This is a genomic window from Streptomyces sp. NPDC037401 (assembly GCF_055602345.1).
This window is the reverse complement of sequence record NZ_JBVJWO010000033.1, coordinates 53919-75521: the sequence shown is the minus strand read 5'-3', so window position 1 is coordinate 75521 and position 21603 is coordinate 53919. Positions and strand designations below refer to the sequence as shown.

Below are 21603 nucleotides of genomic sequence, written 5' to 3'. Positions count from 1 at the left end.
CACACTCAACTGGTGTTCATCCGAGACCACTTTCCGGTTGTGAAATTTCGATGGGCGACCGATTTTCGGCTCTGGTATGTGCTGAAGTGGCAGCGCCATCTGATCGGTCTGGCCCTGCCCGTTTCCGTCTGCGTCCGTCTGCGTCCGTCTGCGTTCACCTGTATCCCTCTGCGGTTTCTGCCGGAAGGATCCACCCGTGGCCCATTCCCTGTCCCGCCGTCGTGTCATCAGCGCAGCCGCGGCCGTTGGCGGCGCGGCGCTGCTCGGCCCGCTCACCAGCACCCCGGCCCCGGCCGCGCAGGTACCCGCCGGAGCCCGGCCCGACGAGATCCGCACGCCTCCCGGTTTCCAGCCCGAGGGAATAGCCGTCGGCCGCGGCGGCCTCGCGTACACCGGCTCCCTGATCGACGGTTCGGTCTACTGCTTCGACCTCGCCACCGGGCACGGCCGGATCGTCACACGCGGTACCGGGCCGGCCTCCGTCGGGCTGGAGGTCGACCCGTACGGACGGCTGCTGGTCGCCGGCGGCGACAGCGGCGAGGTGCGGGTGATCGACACCCGCACCGGCCGCGTGCTGGCCACCCACCGGGCCGCGACCGGGGTGACGTTCGTCAACGACACGGTCGTCGGCTGCGGCGCCGCCTGGTTCACCGACTCCTTCAACGACGTCCTGTACCGGCTGCCGCTGCGGCCCGGACGGCCGGCGGACGCCGGCACGGTCACCGCCCTGCCGCTGACGGGCGAGTGGGTTCCGACGCCGCCCGGCGGGCAGTACTGGGGCGCGAACGGCATCGAGCAGACCCCGGACGGCCGGGCGCTGCTGGTGGTGAACGACCACGCGGAGGCGCTGTTCCGCGTCGACCCGCACACCGGCGCCGCCACCCGCACCGTCCTCGACGGCGGCTCGGTGAGCTTCGGCGACGGCCTCGTGGCGCACGGGCGCACCCTGTACGTCGTACGCAACTGGAAGTACGCGGTCGACGTGTTCCGGATCAGCCCCGACGGCACCCGCGCGGACTTCCTCCGCCAGATCACCGACCCCCGCTTCGACGAGCCGACCACCGCGGCCGTCCACGCGGGCCGCCTGTACGTGGTCAACGCCCGCTTCGACGCGGACTGGAGCGACCCGGCGACCTCCTCCACGGTCGTCGCCGTCCCGCTCCAGGTCCCGCGGGTCGGTACGAGTCCCCGGACCCGCGGGCCGCGGATCAGGCCCCGGCCACCAGGAAGCCGCCCATCGTGATCATGGTGGCGGCGACCAGGCCGTCCAGGACCCGCCAGGCCGCGGGCCGCGACAGCAGGCCGCTCAGCAGCCGCGCGCCGTAGCCGAGGGTGGTGAACCAGGTCAGGCTGGCGAGCGCGGCACCGGCCCCGAAGGCCCACCGGAAGTCGCCGCGGTCGGAGGCCAGCGAGCCGACCAGGAGCACCGTGTCGAGGTACACGTGCGGGTTGAGCCAGGTCATCGCCAGACACGTCAGCACTGCGGCCCGGACGGAACCGGCCGCCGGGCCCTGCGCGTGGAGACCGCCCTCGGGTGCGGGGCGCAGGGCCCGGCGGGCGGCCAGGACGCCGTAGCAGACCAGGAAGGCGCCGCCGGCCAGGCCGACCACGGTCAGGGCGGCGGGCCAGGCGGTCACCGCGGCGCCCACGCCCGCCACACCGAGGACGATCAGGGCCGCGTCGGACACCGCGCAGATGGCGACCACGGCGAGGACCGCATGCCGCCGCGCGCCCTGGCGGAGCACGAAGGCGTTCTGGGCGCCGATGGCCACGATCAGGGAGAGTCCGGTGCCGAAACCGGCGAGTGCCGCCGCGAGGATGCCGTTGTTCATGCAAACGACCGTACGGACCTGCGGTTCATCAGTACAGCTAAAGATTCTTACGGATCCTTAGCTAGGCTTAGGCGCGTGATGGACGAACTGCCCCTGGACCAGGTCCGTACCCTCCTCGCCGTGGTGGACGAGGGCACTTTCGACGCCGCCGCAGCGGCCCTGCACGTGACGCCCTCGGCCGTGAGCCAGCGGGTCAAGGCGCTCGAGCAGCGCACCGGGCGCGTCCTGCTGATGCGCACCAAGCCGGTGCGGCCCACCGAATCCGGCCAGGTCGTGGTCCGCTTCGCGCGCCAGCTCGCCCGGCTGGAGCGGGACGCACGGGCCGAGCTCGGCCTGGATGACGCGCTGGGGCCGCCCCGGCTGCCCATCGCCGTCAACGCCGACTCCCTGGCCACGTGGTTCCTGCCGGCGCTCGGCCGGGTCCCGCAGGACCCGCCCGTGTGCTTCGAGCTGCACCGGGAGGACGAGTCCCACACCACCGCCCTCCTGCGGGAGGGCCAGGTGATGGCGGCGGTCACCTCGTCGCCCGACCCGGTGGCCGGATGCACCGTGCGGCGCCTCGGGCTCGCCCGCTACCTGCCCGTCGCCCGGCCCGACTTCGCCGCGCGCCACCTCACCGGCAGCCTGGCGGCCGCGCTCCAGCAGGCCCCGGTGATCGTCTTCGACCGCCGCGACGACCTCCAGGACGCCTTCGTCCGCTCGCTGACCCGGGGCCGCGCGGGCGCGAGCCGGGTGCGGCACCAGATCCCGGCCTCGCAGGGCTTCTGCGACGCGGTGGCCGCCGGCCTCGGCTGGGGCCTGGTCCCCGAGCCCCAGGCACTGCCCATGCTCGACGCGGGTGCGCTGGTCTGCTTCGCGCCGGACCGCCCCGTGGACGTTCCGCTCTTCTGGCAGCAGTGGAAGCTCGACTCCCCGGCGCTGTCCACCGTCGCCGAGGTCATCGCCGCGGAGGCCGCCGCAGCCCTGTACACGCACTGACGCGTCCCCGGCGTACCCCCGTGGCGCCCGGTGACACGCCCGGGCGGGCGTATGCACGCCGCGCCGGAGTGCGGGCGCCCGCGGTGCGGGGGGACGATGGGCGCACCCCCCTGTCCGAGCCGAAGGAGCCCGTCCCATGCTGGAACGCACGCTGCGCAAGGGCCGCACCCGTGTCACGTTCGTCCTGCCCGCCGACACTCCGCCGGGCCCGGTGAGCGTGGTGGGCGACTTCAACGGCTGGGAGCCGGGCGTGCACACGCTGCTGCCGCGCAAGGACGGCAAGCGGGCCGTGACCGTGGAGCTGCCCAGCCGCAGCACGCACCAGTTCCGGTACCTGGCCGCCGGTGACTACTGGTTCAACGACGACACCGCCGGAGACCGGGACGGCTCCAACAGCCGTCTGCACACCTGAGGCGCGCGCGGGCTGTCCCGGCAGGTTCAGTGGCCGAGCTTGCGCTTGAGCTCGGCCTTGTTCATCGACGAGCGCCCGTGCAGGTTGCGGCGCTTGGCCTCGGCGTAGAGCTGGTCGTACGTCGGCCCCTGCGCGCCGCTGTGGGAGTGCAGCCCGCCCCGCCGGGACGAGGACATGTCCTCGGTCGAGCTCTTGCTCGCCGTCTTGGACTCGCCCGCGCGGGCACGCTCCTTGTTGACGGTCCGCGCGGCGATCTCCTTGGCACGCTCCGTGCTCTCGCCGCGCTGTTCGGCGCTCTCCTTGATGTGCTCGTACTGGCGTTCACGCTTGGGACTCGAACCGCGAGGCATGGCGACTCCTTAGGTGGCCGGTGTCCGGCAGCGGTGTGCGGTGGGCGGTGATCGCACCCGGCGGACATGCGCGGCGCCTACCCGCTCCCCCGGCTCGTACGCCCCCCTCCTCCGCCCGGCCCGGTCCGCCGCGGGCCCGGCGGGGTTTGGCCGGGGCCCGACCGGTAAGGCGCCCCGCATGACCCGCGAGGCATGGAGGCATCGTGAACAGCCAGCCTGTTTCTGCGCTCCGCCCGCCCGGGAACCCCGCGGCCCAGGAGGAACTGGGCCCGCCCGCGCCGGCCCCGGCGCCGCTGCCCAAGGACCACACGCAGGCGATCCTGGAGACCACCAAGCGCGTCGCGGCCCTGCTGAAGCAGTCCGGGCGGCCCTTCGCCCTCGCGGGCAGCGTCGCCGCCTTCGCGCACGGGCTGCCCGCCCGCTTCCAGCACGACACGGACTTCTGCGTCCGCCCCGAGGACGCCGGACCGGCCATCGAGGCGTTGGAGACCGGTGGCATCGCGATGCGCCGGGCCCCGGAGGACTGGCTGGTCAAGGGGCGTTCCGGCGGGGAGGAGATCGACCTGATCTTCGAACTGGCCCGTCGCCCCGTCAGCACCGAGCTGCTGGAGCGGGCCGAGGTCAAGGCCGTGGACTCGGTGTGGATGCCGGTCCTGGCCCCCACCGATCTCATGGACAGCCGGCTCGCCGCGCTCTGCGAGCACTACTGCGACTTCGGCGAGCTGCTGCCCATGGCCCGCATGCTGCGCGAGCAGATCGACTGGGACCGGCTGGAACGCGACCACCGGGCCGCGCCCCTGTCCGACGCGTTCCTGTACCTCCTCGACCGGCTCCGGGTCATCGACCGAGCACCCGAGCAGCAGGAGGCGCCATGACCGCGTCCGGGATCGTCGAGTACCGCATCGAGCACCTGCGCGAGCGGCTGGCCCGCGAGGACATCGCCGAGCTGGGCGTGCGCATCGAGGCCCGGGGCGCCCGCGTGAAGCTCTGGGGCAGCGTGACGAGCCCGGACTTCCGGGACACGGTGCTGCGGATCGCCGCGGAGGAACTGGCCGGCGTCGACTGGCACGCGGACCTCACCGTCAGCTGCGCCTTCCCGCCCGACCACTCCGAGGAGCTGTCGTGATCCGCGTGGCGGCCGTCGGGGACATCCACCTCGGGCCGGGCAGCGAGGGGCGCCTGCGGCCCGCCTTCGACACCCTGGGCGACCACGCCGACCTGCTGCTCCTGGCCGGGGACCTCACCCGGCACGGCACGCCGGAGGAGGCCCGGGTGGTGGCGGGCGAAGTGGCCGGGCTGCCGGTGCCCGTGGTCGCGGTCCTCGGGAACCACGACCACCAGAGCGACCGGGAGCAGGACGTGGCGGCGGAGCTGGCGGCCGTCGGCGTGCACGTGCTGGAAGGCGGGGGCGTGGTCCTCGACGTGGGCGGTACGCGCGTCGGTGTCGCGGGCACCAAGGGGTTCTGCGGCGGCTTCGCCGGGCGCAGCGCAGGCGAGTTCGGGGAGCCGGAGATGAAAGCGTTCATCCGCTACACCCGCAACTGCGCCGAGGGGCTGAACCGGTCCCTGACCGAACTCCGCGCCCGGGCGTGCGCGTTGCGCATCGCGCTGACGCACTACTCCCCCGTACCGGACACCCTGGCGGGCGAGCCGCCGGAGATCTATCCGTTCCTCGGCAGCTACCTCCTCGCGGAGGCCATCGACGAGGCGGGCGCCGACCTGGCCGTCCACGGGCACGCCCACCTCGGCACCGAGCACGGGACGACCGCGGGCGGCGTGATGGTCCGCAACGTCGCCATGCCGGTGATCGACCGGGCCTTCGCCGTCTACCACCTCTCCGCACGCGGGCAAGCGGCGGACCCGCACGACGCTTCCCGAACCGGCCGGTAGGACCCCTGCGCGAATCGCAGGGCGGTCTGCCAGACGCCGGTCTGCCGGTGGCGAACTCCCTCTCGGGTGCGGGGAAACGGTGTTTGGGTGGGGGGATGGAGATCCTGGTTCTGGGCGGCACGGCGTGGGTGGGCAGGGAGTTGTCGCGGCAGGCGGTCGAGCGCGGTCACCGCGTGACGTGCCTGGCGCGCGGCGAGAGCGGGGGCACGGCGCCGGGCGCGGTGCTGGTGGCCGCCGACCGGGTGATCCGCAGGCGTACGCAGCGGTGGCCGACCGGGAGTGGGACGCGGTGGTCGAGGTGTCCTGGCAGCCCGGTTTCGTCCGCGGCGCGCTGGCGGCGCTGGGCGCCCGGGCCCGGCACTGGACGTACGTGTCGTCGATCAGCGCCTACGCCTCGCACGGTCCCCCGGGCGCGGACGAGTCGGCGGCGCTCCTCCCGCCGACCGGGGAGGACGAGGTCGGCCGCGAGCTGTACGGGGAGGCGAAGGTCGCCTGTGAGCGGGCGTCGGCCGCTGCCGTGGGCGACCGGCTCGTCATCACGCGGGCGGGGCTCATCGGCGGGCCCGGAGACCACAGCGGACGGTCCGGCTACTGGGCGGCGCGGGCGGCCCGGGATCCGCAGGAACCGATGCTGGTCCCGGGGACGCCCGATCTGCCGACGCAGGTGGTCGACGTACGGGACCTCGTGGGCTGGCTGCTCGACGGCGCCGAGGCGGGCCGCGTCGGTACGTACGACGCCGTGGGGCCGCGCGTGTCCTTCGCGGAGTGGATCGCGCTGTCGCGAGCGGCCGGAGGACACACCGGGCCCGTGGTGGAGGCCGGTTCGGCATGGCTGCTCGCGCAGGGCGTGGCCGAGTACATGGGTCCCGGGTCGCTGCCGCTGTGGCTGGTCGCGCCGGGCTGGCAGGGGTGGTCGGCCCGCAGCGGCGGCGCCGCGCACGCGGCCGGGCTGCGGCACCGCCCGCGGGAGCGGCTGGTGGCCGACACGCTCCGGTGGGAGCGCGAGGAGGGCCTGGACCGGGAGCGGCGGGCCGGCCTCAGCGCCGCGCGCGAGCGCGAGCTGCTCGACGCGCTGGGCTGAGACAGGTGCGCACCGGGCCGTCCTACGCCGGGACGTCCGAGCCGGTGTCGGCGGCAGGGCGGCGGGCGGCGGGCAGGGGCAGCAGCTGCGGGCGTTTCGCGGTGCGGCCGTCGCCGGAGGACCGGCCGCGTACGCGGCGTCCGAGCCAGGGGCCCAGGAACCCGGCCACCCAGCGGAGTTCGGCGGCCGCGGCCTGGGCGCCCGTCGGGCGCGGCTGCGGCGGCAGGGGCCGGGTCCAGGCGTCGTCGCTCCCGGGCAGGCCGAGGGCGTGGGCGACGGCTGCGGCGATCAGCTCGTGGCCCAGCGGGCCGGCGTGCAACCGGTCCACGGTCCACAGGCGCGCGTCGGTGGCGACGTCCTGGAGGGCGGTTTCGGCGACCGTGACGCCGTGGCGGGCGGCCGCGGTGCGGATGCGTGCGTTGAGCTCGAGCACGCGGGGCCGCAGGGGCCGGGCGAGCGGGGCGATCCTGCCGATGTCGGGGAAGGTCACGGTCGCGACGTGCGCCCCGGCGGCCGTGAGGGCGGCGAACATCTCCTCCAGGTGCCCGGCGACCTCGGCGGCGTCGAAGCGCGGCCGCAGCAGGTCGTTGACCCCGGCGACGACGGTGGCCAGGTCGGGGCGCAGCTCGAGGGCGGGCCCGAGCTGGTCGGCGCGGACCTGGCCTGCCGTACGACCCCGGACGGCGAGGTTGGCGTACCGGAACGAGGGGCTGCCGGCGGCGAGGTGCTCGGCGAGACGGTCGGCCCAGCCGCGCAGGCCGGTGGTGTCGTCGCCGTCGCCGAGGCCTTCGGTCTGGCTGTCGCCCAGGGCGACGTAGCGCTGGTACTCATCGCGGGACACGCGTGGTCTGCCTTTCCTTGAGGATGGCTGCGATCCGCAGGCACCAGTCCCGCTGGTCCTGCTCGAACGCCAGGCCGCGCAGGCACGTCAGGTACGGGCCGATGCGCTCGCCGTGGCGCAGGTACTCCTCCTCGTCCGTGTCTCCGCGCAGCTGCCGCAGCAGGGCGCCGAGCATCCCGGCCTTGGCCTCGGCGGCCCGGGCGCGTTCTTCGAGCTGTTCGACGACGGGGCCGGTTCCGATGCGGTCGGCGGTCTGGACCTTGACGAGCAGGTCGTCGCGGATGAAGGAGGGTTTCGAGGGGGCGGCGGCGAAGCGTTCCAGCTCGGCGCGGCCGGCGTCGGTGACGTGGAACAGGCGCTTGTTGGGCCGGGTCTCCTGGACCACTTCGCGGCCGGCGACGAGGCCGTCGTTCTCCAGCCTGGCCAGTTCGGCGTAGAGCTGCTGGGGCAGGGCGTGCCAGAAGTTCGCCACGCCGATGTCGAAGGCCTTCGCCAGCTGGTAGCCGCTGTACTCGCCGTCGAGCAGCGCCGCCAGCACCGCGTGCCGCAGGGCCATGACCGGACTCCCTTCCCGTGTCCCCGTCCGTTTCCGCACCTCTCCGCGCCCACCCTACTCAAGAATATGACTAATCACATCGTTGAGTATGAGGAGTCGGCGGGACCGCTCAGCGCGAACGGGCGCCCGCGCGGCGCCGGGTCCGGCCGGCGACCAGGGCGGTCAGCCCGGCCAGGGTCAGGCACAGCGGCGAGTACAGGGCCAGGTCCCATCTCCGGTACGAGTCGGGGGCGCCGCCCAGGGAGAGCCCGGAGGTGACGAGGCCCGCGGCGCCGCGGGCGGCGAGCACCCCGGCGACCGTCCAGACTCCGGCGCGGTGGATCCTGTCCGGTCCGACCGGCCGCACGAGGCGGCCGTTGCTCAGGACGAGATAGCCCGCGGCTCCGAGCAGCCCCGTGACGCCCAGGGTCATCGGGGCCGACGGCAGCTGGTCCTCGCGAACGCCCACGACCGTCTCGGCGAACTCCGCCGCCGAGTCCAGCGGCCAGGGGGTGAACACCCAGACCGCGTGCAGGGCGCCCGCGGCGATCAGACCCGCGGCCGCGGCCCCGGCGGCGGCGCGGGTGGCGCCGTCGACCGCCCCGGCGAGGGTTCCGGCGGCGCCGGTCGAGTCGGTGGCGTGCATGGCGTTCTCCTTCCACGAAGGACATCCATACAGTACTGTATGGATAATCCATACAGTAGCGTATGGACATGGCCAAGGGCAGAGTGACCAGCGACGACTGGACGATGGCGGCACTGGCTGCGCTGGCCCGCGGCGGAGTCGCCGCCGTGGCGGTCGACGTGCTCGCCAAGGAGCTGGCCGTGACCCGCGGCAGCTTCTACTGGCACTTCAAGAACCGCGACGCGCTGCTCGTCGCCGCCCTCGAAGCATGGGAACGGCTCGCGACCGGCGAGGTCATCGAGGCCGTCAGCGCGGAACCCGACCCGCTGGAGCGGGCCCGGGCACTGTTCGCGGTGGCGCTCGGCGACGAGGAGATCGCGGGGCTGGAGCCCGCGATCGTGGCCCAGGTCGACCACCCGGCGGTCGCCGAGGTGCTCGACCGGGTGACCCGCACCCGGCTCGACTACCTCACGCGGATCTTCGCCGATCTGGGGCTGGAGGCACCGGCCGCACGCCGGCGGGCGGTCGCTGCGTACGCCGCCTACCTCGGGTGGATCGAGCTGCGCCGCGCCGCGCCGCAGGCCGCCCCGGAGACCGTCGTCGACGGCGAGGGGGCGCAGGAGGCGCTCGACCACCTGGTCGGCCTGCTCACCTCGGGGACCCCGTACGGCTCGTGACACGGCCCGCCGGCGGCCCCGGCGGGCGGGGGAAGGCACGGCGCAGCCTGGCGGCCGCCTCGGGGCGGCCGACCTCGCCCAGTCGGGCAGCGAGTTGCGCGCCGACCGCCTGCTGCATCCCGAGGGCCTCCGGAGGGAGGGCCGGGTGGAGCTCGATGAGGTCGGCGGCGTCGCAGAACAGCTCGACGGCCTCGTCGAGCCGGAGGACGCCGCCCGCCTCGGTCCGTACGCCGGTGGCGTGGAGCAGGGTGATCACGAGCCGTCCGGCGACGCCCGGCTGCTGCTCGGCCTGCCGCCGCCGCAGCGCCACGCACTCGTCCGCCGCGCCGAGGGACTCGTCGATCCGGCCGGTGACCAGCAGCGTGGTGCTGAGGACGCCCAGCGCCTCCGCCAGCGCGGGTTCGCGGGCACCCGGCTGGCGCGCGACGGCGCGCCGTAGCACCGCGACCCCCTCCTGGGCGCAGGGAAGGCTCTCCGCCAGGTCGCGCACGCGCAGCAGCTGCAGCGCGAGACCGGCCAGCGCATCCCCGAGCCGGCCCTCGTAGGCCGCGGGGTTGGCAGCGGCGAGCTGCCGGTACAGCTCCACCGCTTCCCGGGCTGCGGGGACGCCCTCGCTGCGCCCCACGCGGGCGAGGGCGGCACCGAGATTGGACACGGCGTTCGCCAGGGCCTGGTTGAAGGCGAACGGATCGGCGGCGGCCAGCCGGCGCAGCAGGGCGACGCCCTCCTGCATCGGCTCCACGGCCGCCTCGGCCTGCCCCGTGTTCGTGTGGCACAGCCCGAGCGCCACCAGCGCGGCCGCGAGGTCCGACGTGTGCTCGCCGGGGTCGGATGCGGCCAGCTGCCGGTGGAGCGCCACGCACTCCTGCGCCGCTGCGGTCGCCTCCTGCCACCGCTCGGCGCGGGACAGGTCCCGTCCGAGGGCCAGCAGCGCACCGGCCAGCTCCCCGAGGAATTCTCCCGTGCGGACGGTGAGCCCCCGCAGCAGGACGACGGCCTCCTCGGTGACCGCGAGCGCTTCCGCGCGGCGGCCGAGATCGGCCAGGCGCGTGCCGTACGCCTTGAGCGCGATGGCCAGGTTGGCTTCGACCTTGGGGATCAGGGAGGAGTGCGGCAGCGTGCGCAGGTCGATCGCGCGCAGGTGGGCGAGGCACTCCTCGGACGCGGCCAGGGCGTCTTCCAGCCGGCCGGCGTGGGACAGGCGGACCGCGTGTTCGTGCCGTACGACCCCCTCGTCGTTGGGGTTCCCCGCCCGGGCGATGCGGTGCGGGAGCAGCCGGTCGCTGACGGCCGCGATGCCGGGGTCGAGGTCGGCGTGGGGCCGCTTGAAGGACGGGAAGTGCGCGGCGATGGATTCCAGGAGCTCGACGGGCATGCCGTCGAGGCCGGCCATCGTCGTCAGCGCGACGCTGCCGCCGGCCACCGCGAGCCCGGGCTCGGCTTCGAGCAGCGGGAAGAGGTGGCGGGGTCCGACGTGCGGCCAGCGCTGCGCGGCCGCGGCCAGGAAGGAGACCGCGCGGGGCGTCCACGTCACGGGGAGCGCCCCGCCGGACTCGTCGAGCACGCCGGCAACCGTCCGGCCCGCCCAGTGCTGCGCCGGGTACTCCGCGTCGTGCCCGGGGAGCGTGAGGGCGAGGAAGTCCTCGCTGAGCCGGTCCGGGTACAGCGGTTCCAGCACGGTGTCCCGGGCGGGATCCGAGGGCGGGTAGCACGCGGCGTGGTCGGCGAGGACCCTGTCGGCCGGCAGCCGCAGGTCCAGCCGCTCCAGCACGGCACGCCCGGCGGCCGGAGCCACCGGGCCGGTGAGGGCGGCGGTGAAGACCGTACGGTTCATGGCGTCGGGCGGCGTGGTGAACGCCCGGCCGGCCGGGGCGATCCGGTGGCCGCCGTCGCCGTGGAGCTGCGCCCAGTGCACGTGCTCGCGGTCCAGGAGGTAGCCGGTCAGCCCGGCGAGATCGGTGGGCGCCCGGCGGCCCACCGCGCCCGCGTCGACGGCCACGAGCGCGGCCATGTGCACCGCGAGGGTCAGGCCGAAGTCCGGGTCGGCCAGGCCGACGGGGGCGGTGATGCCGGCGGGCGGGACGCCGTACCTGGCGGCGAAGCAGTCGCGGGCCACGGCGAACATCCGCTCCCGTGCGGAGACGGCCTCCGGCGCGGCGTCCGGTGGGCCGGCCCCCGGTGGGCCCGGTTCCGGTGCGTCGTCCTCCGGTGGGCCGGCGGGGCGTGCGTCGAGCAGCGGCTCGAGCAACTGGGCCGACGTACCGGCCTGGTGGTTGGCCAGCGCCGCGCGGACGGCGGGCCAGACGTCGTCACCGCGGGCGAGCAGCAGCACCCGCACGCCCCGCCCGTCGGACCGGTGCAGGAGCGAGTTGCTGAACAGCCACAGCAGGTGGGAGAGCGGCCACCGGTCGGCGTAGTCGACGACGAGCAGCGTCCCGGCCGAGCCCGCGCCACCGAGGTCCTGGCTGCCGGGCGGCGGAAGGACGCTGCCGGGGCCGTGCGTGGCGGTGACGACCTGCCAGCCGTCCTCCGCCGTCTCCTGCGCGAAGCGGTCGGCGAGCCGGGTCTTGCCCTGGCCGCCCGGGCCGTGGAGCCAGCGCACCGCCAGCCGCGGACCGCTGCCGCGCCACTGCCGCAGGGAGTGCAGTTCGGCGCTGCGCCCGGTGAACTCCACGACCCGGAAACGGGCGTTGAGCATGCGGCTCGGCATCTCGCGGAGGAAGGAGTCGTCGGGCGCGGGGGCCGGGGACCAGCGTTGCAGCAGGTAGACCGGCACGCCGTCGCCGAAGACGTGGATGTCCGCGCCGACCACGCCGTAGGCGAAGCCGTTCTCGGCGCGCACCGTCTGGCTCACGCGCCGGCCTCCCCCCGGCCTGCCGGGCCCGGCACCGAGGGCGGCTGCGCCGGAGCGTGGTGGTGGACGTGCACGCTGCTTCCCGGTCCCATCGCGCCGTACGCCGAGCCGCCGTCGCGGCCCACGACGTTCTGCTGTGCCACGGGACGGACGTCGCCCGCCCGGCCGGACAGCTCTCCGGTCAGGGCGCGCAGCTCGTCGGCGGCCTCCGGGCGCTCGCGCAGGAGGTCTTCCAGGTTCTCCTGCCAGCGGCGCTCCTGGGAACGGCGGGCGGCGTCCGGATCGGCGGCGGTGCGGACCCGGGCCTCGCTGGCTTCCAGTTCGGCCCGTACGGCGGTGTTCTCGGTGTCCTCCGCGCCGTCCGCGGCCTCTCCGCGCCGCCGGAAGAGGGCCACCGTGCGCTCGCAGGCCGCCTGCCAGGCGCTGGTGGCCATGGCCGAGACGATGGCACTCGCTCCGGCCATGGCGATTAACGACATCGGATCCGACAAGACGGCCTCCCCGTAACCGGTTTGCGGCCGGGCGGCCGCTGCCGGTCAGCGTACGCGCGCCCCGCCGGGCGGTACGGAGGATCAAGCCATCGCCGGAACGCGGCCCTGAACACGGCCGCTCTCGCCACGGTCCCGCCGGGAGCTGCTCGACCCGGGGACCGCCGGACTCCCCGGGCCCACTGCAACCCGACCGGCGCGTCCTGCGTCGTAGCACAGGACATCGTGCTCGAGGCTGTTGTCCTCATGGCTGCGGAGCGGGAGCGGATCCGGAGCGGACGGGCGGGGCGTGGTGGAGCGTACGGACAGCGGTGTGCCGTCGGAACGGGCGGGCACGGCGCGGCGCCGGAGGTGGCGCCGGTGGTGCAGGCGCCCCGGGGCGGACGCGGGCCGCTCGCCGTGGGCGCGGGGCCGGCCGGCCGCCGCGTCGGCCGTACCGGCCGCCGCGCTGCCCGCCTGCCACGCCGTGGTCCCCAACGGCGCGGGCCGGCTCGGCAGTCTGCTGGAGGCGTTCCTGCCCTGGTGCGGACTGGCCGTGCCGGTCCTGCTGGGCGTGGCGCTGCTGCGGCGCTCGGCCCTCGTGGCGCTCGCCGCCCTGCTGCCCGCGGCCGTCTGGGCGTACCTCTTCGGCGGACTCCTCCTCCCCGAGGACGGCGGTCCGCACGATCTGGTGGCCGTGCAGCACAACGTGAGCGACGAGAACCCAGACCCGGCTGGCACCGCGGACACGCTGCGCGAGGCGGGTCCGGACCTCATCGCACTGGAGGAACTGTCGCCTTCGGCGCTGCCGGTCTACCGGGCGGCCCTGGCGCCGGACTACCCGTACCACGCGGTCGAGGGGACGGTCGGACTGTGGTCCAGGCACCCCCTGACGCAGTCCCGGCGGCTGGACATCAGGCCGCGGGGCATCCCGGCGGGCTGGAGCCGCGGCCTGCGGGCCGGTGTCCGGACGCCGCACGGTGAGATCGCGGTGTACGTCGCCCACCTGCCGTCGGTGCGGCTCGGGCCGACGGGCTTCGGCTCGGGCCTGCGCGACGAGAGCGCCCGGCTGCTGGGCGCGGCCCTGGCGTCGGAGGAGCTGGAGACAGTGGTCCTGCTCGGCGACCTCAACGGCACGGTGGACGACCGCGGGCTGTCCCCGCTCACCTCTCGGCTCGACCCGCCGCGCCGCGGCTTCGCGTTCAGCTGGCCCGCGGCCTTCCCCGTCTCCCGGATCGACCACGTACTGACCCGCGGGGCGAGCGCTGCCGGTGCGGGGACGCTTCCCCGCACCGGCAGCGACCACGTCCCGGTCGTCGCCCGGATCACGCTCGGACCGGGGCGCGCCGCGCCCTGGGTCGTGTCGTCGAAGTCCCTCCCCCGGCTACCGCTGGGAGGTGCCCCCGGGTCGGCGGGGTCCGGCACGCACGCTCGCCGCACTGCGCTCGCTCCGCTCGCTCCGTCCCGGCTCGGCTGCGCAGCCCTTCGGAGGCCGAGCTGTCGTCGGTCGCCGATGCTCCGCACGGGCTCCCTCCTCCGCCTAGCGATCGCACGCACCAGACCCCGCCCACCCCGCCCACCGGGCCGACGACCCACTTTGACGACACTCCCTAGCGGGCGCAGCCGAGGGTGTTGAGGTCGACCGCGGCGGCCATCGCCCGGTAGCCGGCGTCGTTGAAGTGGAGCCGGTCGCGGTAGGCGTACTCCGCCTTGATGTGCTGCGGGGAGCGCGGGTCGGCGACCGCCCGGTCGAAGTCCGCGACGCCGTCGTACGCGCCGCCGGTGCGGATCCAGTTGTTGACGGCGGTCCGTACGCGTTCGCCCTGCGGGGTCCAGTACGGGTAGCCGCGGTACGGCGGGATGGTGCCGCCGAGGATCCGTACGCCGCGTCCGTGGGCCTCGTCGATCAGTTTGCGGTGGCCGGCGATGATCTGCTCGGCGGTGACCCGGGGGCTGGGCGAGGTGCAGCGGTCGGACGGCCCGTCGGGCTGGATGATGTCGTTGGTGCCGGCCAGGACGATGACCGTGGCCACGTCGGGGCGGCCGAGCGCGTCGCGGCGGAAACGGGCGACCGCGCTCTGGCCGTAGCAGACGGAGTCGTGGAGGACTTTGTTGCCGCCGATTCCGGCGTTCAGCACAGGCCGCTGGCGGTCCCGGGCGGCGAGGCGCTCGGCCAGCAGGTCGGGGTAGCGGCGGTCGGTGCCGGGAGTGGCGCCGAAGCCGTCCGTGAGGGAATCGCCGAAGGCGACGACCGCGCCGCGGGGCCGGGGGGCGCTCTGCCCCCGGTGCTCCACGTCCACACCGGACAGGTAGTACCAGGACAGGCTCTGCTGCGAGAAGGCGGCGGCTCCGGTGTCGCCGGCGTGGTTTCCGGCGGCCCGGTAGGAGGTGGTCATGGCGACGTTGTGGAAGGTGGCCGGGCCGGTGCGGCCGCGGAAGTAGAAGGTGACGGTGAGGTGTTCGAAGGCCGAGACGGGGAGGTCGGCCGCGTCGCTGGACAGTTGTCCGCCGGCGGGCACCGTCGCGGAGCGGGATCCGGCGAACGTCAGCGGGCGGGCCGTGCCGGGCCGGACGGCGGCCCCGCCGGCGCTGCGGGCGACGGTCGCGCCGGTGAGCTTGAGCGGTGTCCTGCCGAAGGTGTTGGAGAGGCGGACGCGCAGCCGGCGGCCGTCGGCTCCGACGCGGACGACCTGGCGTACGGACTGGTCGGCGAAGCCTGCTTCGGACCAGTTGGCGTACCAGTTGGTGTGCGTGGGGGCCTGTGGGGAGGCGGCCCAGGCGGTGCGCCAGGAGACGGGGGCGGCCGCCTGTCCGGCGGCGGGCAGGGTGGTGGTCGCGGCCAGCAGAGCGGCGGCGAGCGGGATGCCGAGGGTGAGCAACGGAGTCCTCATGCTCCTATTGACTCGCAGCCGCGGGAAAATGTGACGCCGTGGCGCCCTTGTTGGGCGCCACGGCGTGGTCTGCGGTCCTCCGCGCGCTACCGCTCGGTCGGGCACGGGGCGGGGCGGGCGGGGTGGCGGCGCCACAGGAGCTCGCGCACACCGGAGACGGCGGCCAGGAACAGCACGGAGGCCAGGGGGAGTTCGACGGTGGTCCAGCCGTCGCCCACGCCGCCGCCGGGGACGGCGTCGGCCAGCCGGGTGGCGGCGAGCGCCGCGACGCCGATGCCCGCGCCGACGACCCGGGAGACCCGTTCGTCCTTGGCGCCGCGGACGGCGAGGCTGACGACGACGGAGAACACCATGCACAGGACGTACAGGGCGCAGCTGTCCAGGACGCCGTCGATGCCGAAGACGGACTGGACGATCCGGCCCGCACTGCTGAAGCCGACGCCGAACACCGGTGCGTAGAAATACGATCGGCGCCCGCTGAGCTGCGTGGACGAGCCGTCGGTGTTGCGGATCATGGGAATGTCTACCGCCCAGCGCTGCGGTGGGCTACCTTCGGTCGTGGAAATATCAGGCATAGTCGCTCCTCAGGCGTGGTATGCCGGACGGCAGTCGGCGACGGCACATCGCCGACTGCCCTTTTTCTTTCTTCTTTTGACCGCCCCGTTGGGGCATCCGGACCGCTTCCGGTTCCGCTTCTGACACCGCTTCTGCTTGCGCGTCTGGTTCCGTGACAGGTTCCGGGGGAGGCCGTGCGGCCATCCTTTCATCGGCCAAGGTCCCCGCAAGCACTGCAAGAACACCAGCTTGAAGTCGTTTTTGCAGTTCAGAGCGGGGGCCGTGGCGGCGGGCAACGGGTTGGCAATGGTGCACACAACAGCGTTGTCGCATGGCAAAGGTGTTGATAGCTTCTGCCAATGGCCGAGGTGGAGTTGGGCGCGGTGGCGCGAAACGGTTCCCGGAGTTCGGGGGCCGCGCGGATCCAGTTGGCGATCGACGACATCAGTGACAAGGAGCAGTTGATCCGCTATGCCGTGGCCGCCAAGATCGCGCGACTGGACCTGAACTCGCACGGCGCGGTGACGCAGAACGCCGTGGGCAGCGCCAGCGTCACGTCCGCCGCGATCTCCCGGCTGCTGGCCGGGACCGGCCGGATCCCGTCGTCCGAGACGCTGCGCAGGATCGACGAGGCCGTCGCGGCCCTGGCCCCGGACGATCCCTCCACGCTGCACTCGCTGGGAATACGGCTGCGCGGACTGACCCAGCGGGACAGCCTGCTGGCGCACCTGCCGGCCGCCTGGACCTGGGAGATGCTCCAGGAGACTCCGCGTACGGACTTCTCCGTGCTGATCCAGTCCTCCGCGCTGCTGTCCCTGTTCCTGCCGCTGGCCAAGGCGAACAAAAGCCCCGAGACACTGCGGCGCAAGTACGGGGAGAAACTCGAACCCCTGCTCGTACGGCTGGCTTTGATCGGCGGTGCGCCGCCGACGTCGCGCAATATCGACGCCCTCGTCCTGCTCGGCAGTCTCGTGCGTTACGCCTTTCACCCGAGCGTCGGTGACATCGTGGTGCACCAGCTGAAAACTCCCCTGGGTTTCCGCCTCTGGCGTGCCGTCACCAAAATGGTTCAGCTGTGCGGAGAGGAATCCGGAGCCGAACACCAGTCCTCCAGTTCGATCAGGGCGACGGCCGCGATCAGCAAATGGGTCCGGCACACCGTCATGTCCGAGGCGGAGGAACTGCGCCGCCTCAGCATTTATCCCGGCCGCTCGCTCGACCTCGAACTGGCCATCGCCATTCCGCCGGCCTGGTCCCCGCACGAGGACGACTGGGTACGGGAATTCCTGCTCGAGCGGGCCAAGGACCCCGAGGCCACGCTCCGCGAGCGCGGTACGGCCACGATGGGACTGTGGAAGCGCACGCTGGCCGGCAACGCCCGGCACGCCGACGACCCCCGGCAGCTGCGCAACGTCGAGCAGGTCGAGGCCGAACTGCGGCTGCTGGTCGCCGAGTTCCGCGAGGCGAAGATCCGGCCGGACGCCGCGACCGGCATGCGCTGGCTCTCCGCCACGCTGGAGTCCGTACTCGACGGCCGCACACCGGTGTGCAACGACTGGCCCGTGCTCGACGAGCCGTGGCTGCGCAGCGTCCGCAACGCCGCCGAGACCCTCGCTGCGGGCGACATCCCGGAGCACATACTCCAGCCGACCCGGGCGCTGTTCCTGCACGCCCTGCTCCAGAACGGCGGCGTGGAGCGGCGGCAGGCCCTGGACACGCTGGTCGCGGGCGGCTGGGCCGACGAGGTCATCCCCGCCTTCGGGCAGGTCCTGCGGGAGCAGGACGCGCCGGGGGAAGCCTGGCTGCGCGTACGGGTCCTCTTCGCCATCGGCTTCCTCCAGCGCCGCGACACCCACGTGGCCAGGATCCTCGTCACCGCCTGCCGGAAGGCCTACGACGGCCTGCGCGGCCCCGCACCCACCCACAGCCAGATCACGGAGATGCACGCGGCGCTGTTCGCGATCGGCGACTGCTTCGGCGTCGGCTTCGGCGCCCCCGACCAGGGCGCGCACCGGACCATCAAGACAGGCATCGCCCCCGTACTGGAGGAGCTCGCCGCCTCGGAGCTCATCAACGACCGCCGGTGCCATCCGGTGGCCCGCGCCCTGGTCTACCTCCTGACCTTCACGGCGCAGGACCCGCCGCCGGGCAGGGACGAGGACATCTCCCGCCGGCTCCTGAACCGGCTGCGCACGCACCCCGATCCGGTGGTCCGCGACTTCTGCGCCTGGACGCTGCGCTTCCGCTTCGACGCGTCGGGCGCCGTCCAGCCCCTGCTGCGCGCCGCCGACGACTGAGCCGGAGACGGGCGCACGGGCGGGCGCGGGCCCGCCACCACCGTCAGGTGGTGGCGGGTGTCGTCTTGCGCAGCACGCCGATCTTGTCGATGCGGTGTTCCGGGTTGCCCTGGGCGTCGCTCCAGTAGTTGCCCTCGGCGTGGTCCTCGGGGGTCGCGCAGGTCGAGATCGTGATCATCGCCCGGGTGGGGGTCCGGCCGGGGAAGCCCGGGACCGCGGCACGCTGCTCGCCGAGCGAGCGCTCCGAGCGGAACGACGTCTTGCGGGTCCCGGTGATCTCGTACTCGTACGTCACGCCCCCCGCGGTCACGTAGACCGGCGATCCCTCGGCCAGCGCGGGCAGGTCGCGCAGCGGGCCGCCCGCCGAGAGGCGGTGTGCGGTGACCAGGTAGTTGCCCACCTCGCCCGGGCCGACTCCGCCCCGGGAGCCGTACGGGCTGGCGGCCACGCCGCGGTCCTGGATGACGGTGCCGGCTTCGTCGTCCGTCGTGCCCTCGTACGGGACCACGCGCAGGCCCTGGACCCCGATGGCCGGTATGGACATCACGGCGACGGTGCGGGCGGGCGGCTTGGCGACGCGGGTCTGGACGGCGGGCGCGGTGGTGGCCGGCGCCGAGGAGGGCGACGTGGCCCGCGGCGGGGCTTCCCGTACCGGGGTTCCGGCCGCTGCGGTCGGTGCCGCCGCGGCGGTGGACCGGGCCGGGCCTGGAGCGGGCGCGGCGGCGGTGCCGGGCGCGCAGGCCGCGACGACCAGGGCTATGAGGGCGCCGCCGACGGCGGCGGGGAGGCGCAGGGACTGTGACATGGGCGGTTTCCGTGTCTGTCGGCCGGGCGGCACGAGGTCTGACGGGCCCGGTTCACCCCACCAGCGTTCCACACCGCCCGAGAGGTGCAGAAGTCCTGCGGGATGTGAGCTCCGCCCGGACGCCTCCCTGCTCACCGCGGCACACCCGCACGCTCACCCTCCGTGGTCATTTCGCGGGTGATACGGCTCCGGCGCCCGGGTTCAGCGCCAGTGCCAGCGCAGGGGGTCACCCTCCGTTACGGCCGCCCAGCGGGCCGCAGCCGCGTCGAGGGCGGCGCCCGTCCGCACGAGCGCCGGCCCGTCGAGCGGGGCGCGGCCCACGCCGCGGCCGGTCACGGACAGCCCGGACCACACCCGGTACGCCCAGTTGACGTGGAGCTCGGCCGCCATCACCGCGTCGCCCCCGCGGCGCAGGACCTTCAGACCGGAGCGCCGGTGCCGGGTCGGTGCGGTGAACTCGAAGCCCTCGAAGGTCGCCCCCTCGGCGATCGCTCCCCAGAAGCCGTCGGTGATCCCGAGCGCCTCCTCGACGGCGGCGTGCGCGAGGTCGTGCGGAATGCTCGGCCCGGTGGGCTGGGCGGGCAGCCGCACGTCGGGCCCGCGCCGCCCGGTCACCAGGATCTCGTGCTGATTGTCCGGCAGCTTCCGGAAGGTGATGTCCATCGCCTCCGAACGGTAGGACGGCTCCCTGCCGCCGCCAAGCGGTTTCCCGCCCGGCACCGGCAGGCGGGCCGCGGCACGCCGTGGCGTCATACACAGAGGCAGACCGCGGACGCGGTGTCACGGACCCGGGCTGACTCATGGGTACACCTCAGCCGGGGGCGGACCGTACCGCGGCAGGAGGCCCGCCCGGCAGCCCCGGGCAGGCCCCGCCGCGGACCTCAGCCGCAGCCCGTCATGCGCAGGTACTCGGCCGCCTCGGCCAGCTCCTCCCGCCGACGCTGCCCGCCCGCGGTCTCCATCTCGCCGCGCAGCACGACCTCGGTCCGCAGCACCGTCGCCCTCGGGACGGGCACGCGCTGACCGGGCTTCTCCGTGAACGGCTGGAGTTCGACCGCGAGCGCGTGGGCGTCCGCGGAAGTGCCCCGGCGCAAGGAGAGGAACACGCGGGCGAGCCAGTCGGCGGGGATCTTCACCATCAAATCAGTCATAGCGCACCAACGACGCAACGGGCCGACCGGTGACGCCCGGGCACCCGGCCGGGTGCCGGCGCTCACCTCGCGGCCAGTGGGGCGGCCGCCCAGGGCCACCATCACGCCCGGCACCTGCGCCTCGCGCATCACCGGGAAGCGAGACGAAGACGTTCACGGTGACCGCCGTCCTCGAACTGGTCGACCGGGGCAAGCTCGGCCTGGACGATCCGATCGCCAAGCACATCGACCGCGTCCCCGACGGCGACCGCATCACCCCGCGCGACCTGACGGGCATGCGGAGCGGGCTGTTCACGGTCTACCTGCCGCAGGCGCAGGCGACGCTGGCCGTCCTGCTCAACACCGACGTCCTGTACGAGAACCACGAGCCGAGCATGTTGTTCGGCAAGGCGGTCACGGAGACCGTGTCCCCCGGCAACGTCATCCCCGTGCCGTAGGCCGCCCCGGCACGCTCGGAAATCCGGCCCACCGTCCGAGGGCGAAGCCGGCGCCTTCCCGGCGGACCTCCACCGCGCCCGCGCCGCCGAAATGAGCAGGGAGCACCAACTCGCCCTCGGCAGCCGCGCGTTCGAGCACCCGGCGGCGGGACGACGCGGCTTGTTCCGGGTCCAGGCAGAAGCAGCTGTTGCAGGCGGGGGCGAGGATCTGGACCGGGCTGTGGAGGAGGTCTCCGACGAAGACCGCGCGGTGGCCGCCCGACGCGAGGCGCAGCACGGACGAGCCGGGGGTGTGGCCGGGGGCGGACTCCAGGGTGAGGCGGTCGTCGATGCGGTGGGTGCCCTCCCACAGTACGGCCTGGCCTGCCCGGTGGACGGGGGCGATGCTGTCCTCGTAGATCAGCCGGTCGTCCGGGCGCAGGCCGTTGCCGTGGGAGTTGCGCGGACCGAAGTGGAAGTCGTCGGCGGCAGGGATCAGGTACCGGGCGTTCGGGAAGGTCGGCACCCACTGCCCGCCGGCGTCGCGGGTGTTCCATCCGACGTGGTCGGCGTGGATGTGGGTGTTGACGACGACGTCGACGTCCTCGGGGCGGACTCCGGCCCGCGACAGGGCGCCGATGAAGTCTCCCTGCCAGTGGTGGAAGTGCGGGGACTGCGGGCGTTCGCGTCCGTTGCCCACCCCGGTGTCGACCAGGACGGTCCGGCCGCCGCTGCGCAGGACCCACGTCTGCAGTGCCATCACCGCCATGTCGTCGCCGGGCCGCCAGTGGTCGGGCGCGAGCCAGCGCTCGTTGTCCTTCCAGACCGCGGCCCCGGCCTCCGGGACCATGGCGCGGGCGGGGACGAAGGGGCCCTGCCACTCGACGACCCGGATGACCTCGACGTCCCCGAGCACGATGCTCTGCCTGCTTTCGGTGTTCATGCA

21 protein-coding genes and 3 pseudogenes are annotated in these 21603 nt (G+C 74.2%); 11 read left to right on the top strand and 13 right to left on the bottom strand.

The annotated features are described in order from the left end of the window. The first annotated feature begins 196 nt into the window (after positions 1-196). Positions 197-1243 (top strand): SMP-30/gluconolactonase/LRE family protein, encoded by a 1047-nt coding sequence (locus ACZ7H1_RS29190; RefSeq protein ID WP_470790789.1) that lies wholly within the window; start codon positions 197-199, stop codon positions 1241-1243. Here ACZ7H1_RS29190 and ACZ7H1_RS29185 read toward each other — a convergent pair. Next, the gene (locus tag ACZ7H1_RS29185; RefSeq protein ID WP_470790788.1) at positions 1209-1832 is read right to left on the bottom strand and encodes a LysE/ArgO family amino acid transporter; all 624 of its coding nucleotides are present in this window, start codon (positions 1830-1832) and stop codon (positions 1209-1211) included. The two genes, ACZ7H1_RS29190 and ACZ7H1_RS29185, sit on opposite strands and share 35 nt — an antisense overlap. A gap of 78 nt (positions 1833-1910) precedes the next feature. On the opposite strand from ACZ7H1_RS29185, the gene ACZ7H1_RS29180 reads away from it, so the two are divergent. After that, positions 1911-2810 (top strand): LysR family transcriptional regulator ArgP, encoded by a 900-nt coding sequence (locus ACZ7H1_RS29180; protein ID WP_470790809.1) that lies wholly within the window; start codon positions 1911-1913, stop codon positions 2808-2810. A gap of 136 nt (positions 2811-2946) precedes the next feature. Beyond that, positions 2947-3222 carry an isoamylase early set domain-containing protein gene (locus ACZ7H1_RS29175; protein WP_470790787.1) on the top strand — a complete coding sequence of 92 codons (276 nt, stop codon included), beginning with the start codon at positions 2947-2949 and terminating at the stop codon, positions 3220-3222. Positions 3223-3248: 26 nt separating this feature from the next. On the opposite strand, the gene ACZ7H1_RS29170 is transcribed toward ACZ7H1_RS29175, so the two are convergent. Further along, positions 3249-3572: a plasmid stabilization protein gene (locus tag ACZ7H1_RS29170; protein ID WP_470790786.1), complete on the bottom strand. Its 324-nt coding sequence runs from the start codon at positions 3570-3572 to the stop codon at positions 3249-3251. Between the two features lie 203 nt (positions 3573-3775). Here ACZ7H1_RS29170 and ACZ7H1_RS29165 point away from each other — a divergent pair, with 203 nt between their 5' ends. The 4 genes and pseudogenes from ACZ7H1_RS29165 to ACZ7H1_RS29150 all read left to right on the top strand — a co-directional run bounded on the left by ACZ7H1_RS29165 (position 3776) and on the right by ACZ7H1_RS29150 (position 6543). Beyond that, positions 3776-4447, top strand: a complete 672-nt coding sequence (locus ACZ7H1_RS29165) for a nucleotidyltransferase family protein (RefSeq protein ID WP_470790785.1) — start codon at positions 3776-3778, stop codon at positions 4445-4447. Then, positions 4444-4698 (top strand): hypothetical protein, encoded by a 255-nt coding sequence (locus tag ACZ7H1_RS29160; protein WP_470790784.1) that lies wholly within the window; start codon positions 4444-4446, stop codon positions 4696-4698. The genes ACZ7H1_RS29165 and ACZ7H1_RS29160 overlap by 4 nt, the downstream gene beginning before the upstream one ends. Next, positions 4695-5462: a metallophosphoesterase family protein gene (locus tag ACZ7H1_RS29155; RefSeq protein WP_470790783.1), complete on the top strand. Its 768-nt coding sequence runs from the start codon at positions 4695-4697 to the stop codon at positions 5460-5462. The genes ACZ7H1_RS29160 and ACZ7H1_RS29155 overlap by 4 nt, the downstream gene beginning before the upstream one ends. Positions 5463-5557: 95 nt before the next feature. Beyond that, positions 5558-6543, top strand: a pseudogene (locus ACZ7H1_RS29150) (NAD-dependent epimerase/dehydratase family protein). A 22-nt stretch (positions 6544-6565) separates the two neighbouring features. On the opposite strand, the gene ACZ7H1_RS29145 reads toward ACZ7H1_RS29150, so the two are convergent. From ACZ7H1_RS29145 to ACZ7H1_RS29135, 3 genes are all read right to left on the bottom strand, one after another. After that, on the bottom strand, positions 6566-7384 hold the full coding sequence (locus ACZ7H1_RS29145; RefSeq protein WP_470790782.1) for an SGNH/GDSL hydrolase family protein: 819 nt from the start codon (positions 7382-7384) through the stop codon (positions 6566-6568). Then, positions 7371-7940 (bottom strand): PadR family transcriptional regulator, encoded by a 570-nt coding sequence (locus ACZ7H1_RS29140; RefSeq protein ID WP_470790781.1) that lies wholly within the window; start codon positions 7938-7940, stop codon positions 7371-7373. The genes ACZ7H1_RS29145 and ACZ7H1_RS29140 overlap by 14 nt, the downstream gene beginning before the upstream one ends. Positions 7941-8049: 109 nt before the next feature. Beyond that, positions 8050-8565, bottom strand: a complete 516-nt coding sequence (locus tag ACZ7H1_RS29135) for a DUF3995 domain-containing protein (RefSeq protein WP_470790780.1) — start codon at positions 8563-8565, stop codon at positions 8050-8052. A 68-nt stretch (positions 8566-8633) separates the two neighbouring features. On the opposite strand from ACZ7H1_RS29135, the gene ACZ7H1_RS29130 reads away from it, so the two are divergent. Next, positions 8634-9221 (top strand): TetR/AcrR family transcriptional regulator, encoded by a 588-nt coding sequence (locus ACZ7H1_RS29130; protein WP_470790779.1) that lies wholly within the window; start codon positions 8634-8636, stop codon positions 9219-9221. Here ACZ7H1_RS29130 and ACZ7H1_RS29125 read toward each other — a convergent pair. Both ACZ7H1_RS29125 and ACZ7H1_RS29120 read right to left on the bottom strand, forming a co-directional pair. Next, positions 9193-12075, bottom strand: a complete 2883-nt coding sequence (locus tag ACZ7H1_RS29125; RefSeq protein ID WP_470790778.1) for a hypothetical protein — start codon at positions 12073-12075, stop codon at positions 9193-9195. The genes ACZ7H1_RS29130 and ACZ7H1_RS29125 overlap by 29 nt on opposite strands. After that, on the bottom strand, positions 12072-12539 hold the full coding sequence (locus tag ACZ7H1_RS29120) for a hypothetical protein (RefSeq protein ID WP_470790777.1): 468 nt from the start codon (positions 12537-12539) through the stop codon (positions 12072-12074). The genes ACZ7H1_RS29125 and ACZ7H1_RS29120 overlap by 4 nt, the downstream gene beginning before the upstream one ends. A gap of 472 nt (positions 12540-13011) precedes the next feature. On the opposite strand from ACZ7H1_RS29120, the pseudogene ACZ7H1_RS29115 reads away from it, so the two are divergent. Then, positions 13012-13872 (top strand): annotated as a pseudogene (locus tag ACZ7H1_RS29115) (endonuclease/exonuclease/phosphatase family protein); the annotation flags it as partial. 280 nt (positions 13873-14152) lie between these two features. Here ACZ7H1_RS29115 and ACZ7H1_RS29110 read toward each other — a convergent pair. Beyond that, entirely contained in the window at positions 14153-15433 is a 1281-nt protein-coding gene (locus tag ACZ7H1_RS29110; RefSeq protein WP_470790776.1) for an SGNH/GDSL hydrolase family protein, read from the bottom strand. 86 nt (positions 15434-15519) lie between these two features. After that, positions 15520-15948 carry a hypothetical protein gene (locus ACZ7H1_RS29105; protein ID WP_470790775.1) on the bottom strand — a complete coding sequence of 143 codons (429 nt, stop codon included), beginning with the start codon at positions 15946-15948 and terminating at the stop codon, positions 15520-15522. A gap of 399 nt (positions 15949-16347) precedes the next feature. Between ACZ7H1_RS29105 and ACZ7H1_RS29100 the strand changes: the two genes are divergently transcribed. Continuing rightward, positions 16348-18285: a hypothetical protein gene (locus ACZ7H1_RS29100; protein ID WP_470790774.1), complete on the top strand. Its 1938-nt coding sequence runs from the start codon at positions 16348-16350 to the stop codon at positions 18283-18285. A 43-nt stretch (positions 18286-18328) separates the two neighbouring features. Here ACZ7H1_RS29100 and ACZ7H1_RS29095 read toward each other — a convergent pair whose 3' ends face one another. The 3 genes from ACZ7H1_RS29095 to ACZ7H1_RS29085 all read right to left on the bottom strand — a co-directional run bounded on the left by ACZ7H1_RS29095 (position 18329) and on the right by ACZ7H1_RS29085 (position 20229). Beyond that, positions 18329-19090 (bottom strand): class E sortase, encoded by a 762-nt coding sequence (locus tag ACZ7H1_RS29095; RefSeq protein ID WP_470790773.1) that lies wholly within the window; start codon positions 19088-19090, stop codon positions 18329-18331. 201 nt (positions 19091-19291) lie between these two features. After that, positions 19292-19753, bottom strand: a complete 462-nt coding sequence (locus ACZ7H1_RS29090) for a hypothetical protein (RefSeq protein ID WP_470790772.1) — start codon at positions 19751-19753, stop codon at positions 19292-19294. Between the two features lie 218 nt (positions 19754-19971). Beyond that, positions 19972-20229 carry a hypothetical protein gene (locus ACZ7H1_RS29085; protein WP_470790771.1) on the bottom strand — a complete coding sequence of 86 codons (258 nt, stop codon included), beginning with the start codon at positions 20227-20229 and terminating at the stop codon, positions 19972-19974. Between the two features lie 146 nt (positions 20230-20375). Here ACZ7H1_RS29085 and ACZ7H1_RS29080 point away from each other — a divergent pair. Continuing rightward, positions 20376-20534: pseudogene (locus ACZ7H1_RS29080) on the top strand (serine hydrolase); the annotation flags it as partial. A 127-nt stretch (positions 20535-20661) separates the two neighbouring features. Here the strand turns inward: ACZ7H1_RS29080 and ACZ7H1_RS29075 are convergent. Next, on the bottom strand, positions 20662-21600 hold the full coding sequence (locus tag ACZ7H1_RS29075) for an MBL fold metallo-hydrolase (RefSeq protein ID WP_470790770.1): 939 nt from the start codon (positions 21598-21600) through the stop codon (positions 20662-20664). Positions 21601-21603: the final 3 nt, after the last annotated feature.

Excerpts from the sequence above, each read along its gene's own strand:
- ACZ7H1_RS29185 (WP_470790788.1), bottom strand. The coding sequence starts at position 1,832 with ATGAACAACGGCATCCTCGCGGCGGCACTCGCCGGTTTCGGCACCGGA.
- ACZ7H1_RS29180 (WP_470790809.1), top strand. The coding sequence starts at position 1,911 with ATGGACGAACTGCCCCTGGACCAGGTCCGTACCCTCCTCGCCGTGGTG.
- ACZ7H1_RS29175 (WP_470790787.1), top strand. The coding sequence starts at position 2,947 with ATGCTGGAACGCACGCTGCGCAAGGGCCGCACCCGTGTCACGTTCGTC.
- ACZ7H1_RS29170 (WP_470790786.1), bottom strand. The coding sequence starts at position 3,572 with ATGCCTCGCGGTTCGAGTCCCAAGCGTGAACGCCAGTACGAGCACATC.
- ACZ7H1_RS29160 (WP_470790784.1), top strand. The coding sequence starts at position 4,444 with ATGACCGCGTCCGGGATCGTCGAGTACCGCATCGAGCACCTGCGCGAG.
- ACZ7H1_RS29140 (WP_470790781.1), bottom strand. The coding sequence starts at position 7,940 with ATGGCCCTGCGGCACGCGGTGCTGGCGGCGCTGCTCGACGGCGAGTAC.
- ACZ7H1_RS29135 (WP_470790780.1), bottom strand. The coding sequence starts at position 8,565 with ATGCACGCCACCGACTCGACCGGCGCCGCCGGAACCCTCGCCGGGGCG.
- ACZ7H1_RS29130 (WP_470790779.1), top strand. The coding sequence starts at position 8,634 with ATGGCCAAGGGCAGAGTGACCAGCGACGACTGGACGATGGCGGCACTG.
- ACZ7H1_RS29120 (WP_470790777.1), bottom strand. The coding sequence starts at position 12,539 with ATGGCCGGAGCGAGTGCCATCGTCTCGGCCATGGCCACCAGCGCCTGG.
- ACZ7H1_RS29110 (WP_470790776.1), bottom strand. The coding sequence starts at position 15,433 with ATGAGGACTCCGTTGCTCACCCTCGGCATCCCGCTCGCCGCCGCTCTG.
- ACZ7H1_RS29105 (WP_470790775.1), bottom strand. The coding sequence starts at position 15,948 with ATGATCCGCAACACCGACGGCTCGTCCACGCAGCTCAGCGGGCGCCGA.
- ACZ7H1_RS29100 (WP_470790774.1), top strand. The coding sequence starts at position 16,348 with ATGGCCGAGGTGGAGTTGGGCGCGGTGGCGCGAAACGGTTCCCGGAGT.
- ACZ7H1_RS29095 (WP_470790773.1), bottom strand. The coding sequence starts at position 19,090 with ATGTCACAGTCCCTGCGCCTCCCCGCCGCCGTCGGCGGCGCCCTCATA.
- ACZ7H1_RS29090 (WP_470790772.1), bottom strand. The coding sequence starts at position 19,753 with ATGGACATCACCTTCCGGAAGCTGCCGGACAATCAGCACGAGATCCTG.
- ACZ7H1_RS29085 (WP_470790771.1), bottom strand. The coding sequence starts at position 20,229 with ATGGTGAAGATCCCCGCCGACTGGCTCGCCCGCGTGTTCCTCTCCTTG.
- ACZ7H1_RS29075 (WP_470790770.1), bottom strand. The coding sequence starts at position 21,600 with ATGAACACCGAAAGCAGGCAGAGCATCGTGCTCGGGGACGTCGAGGTC.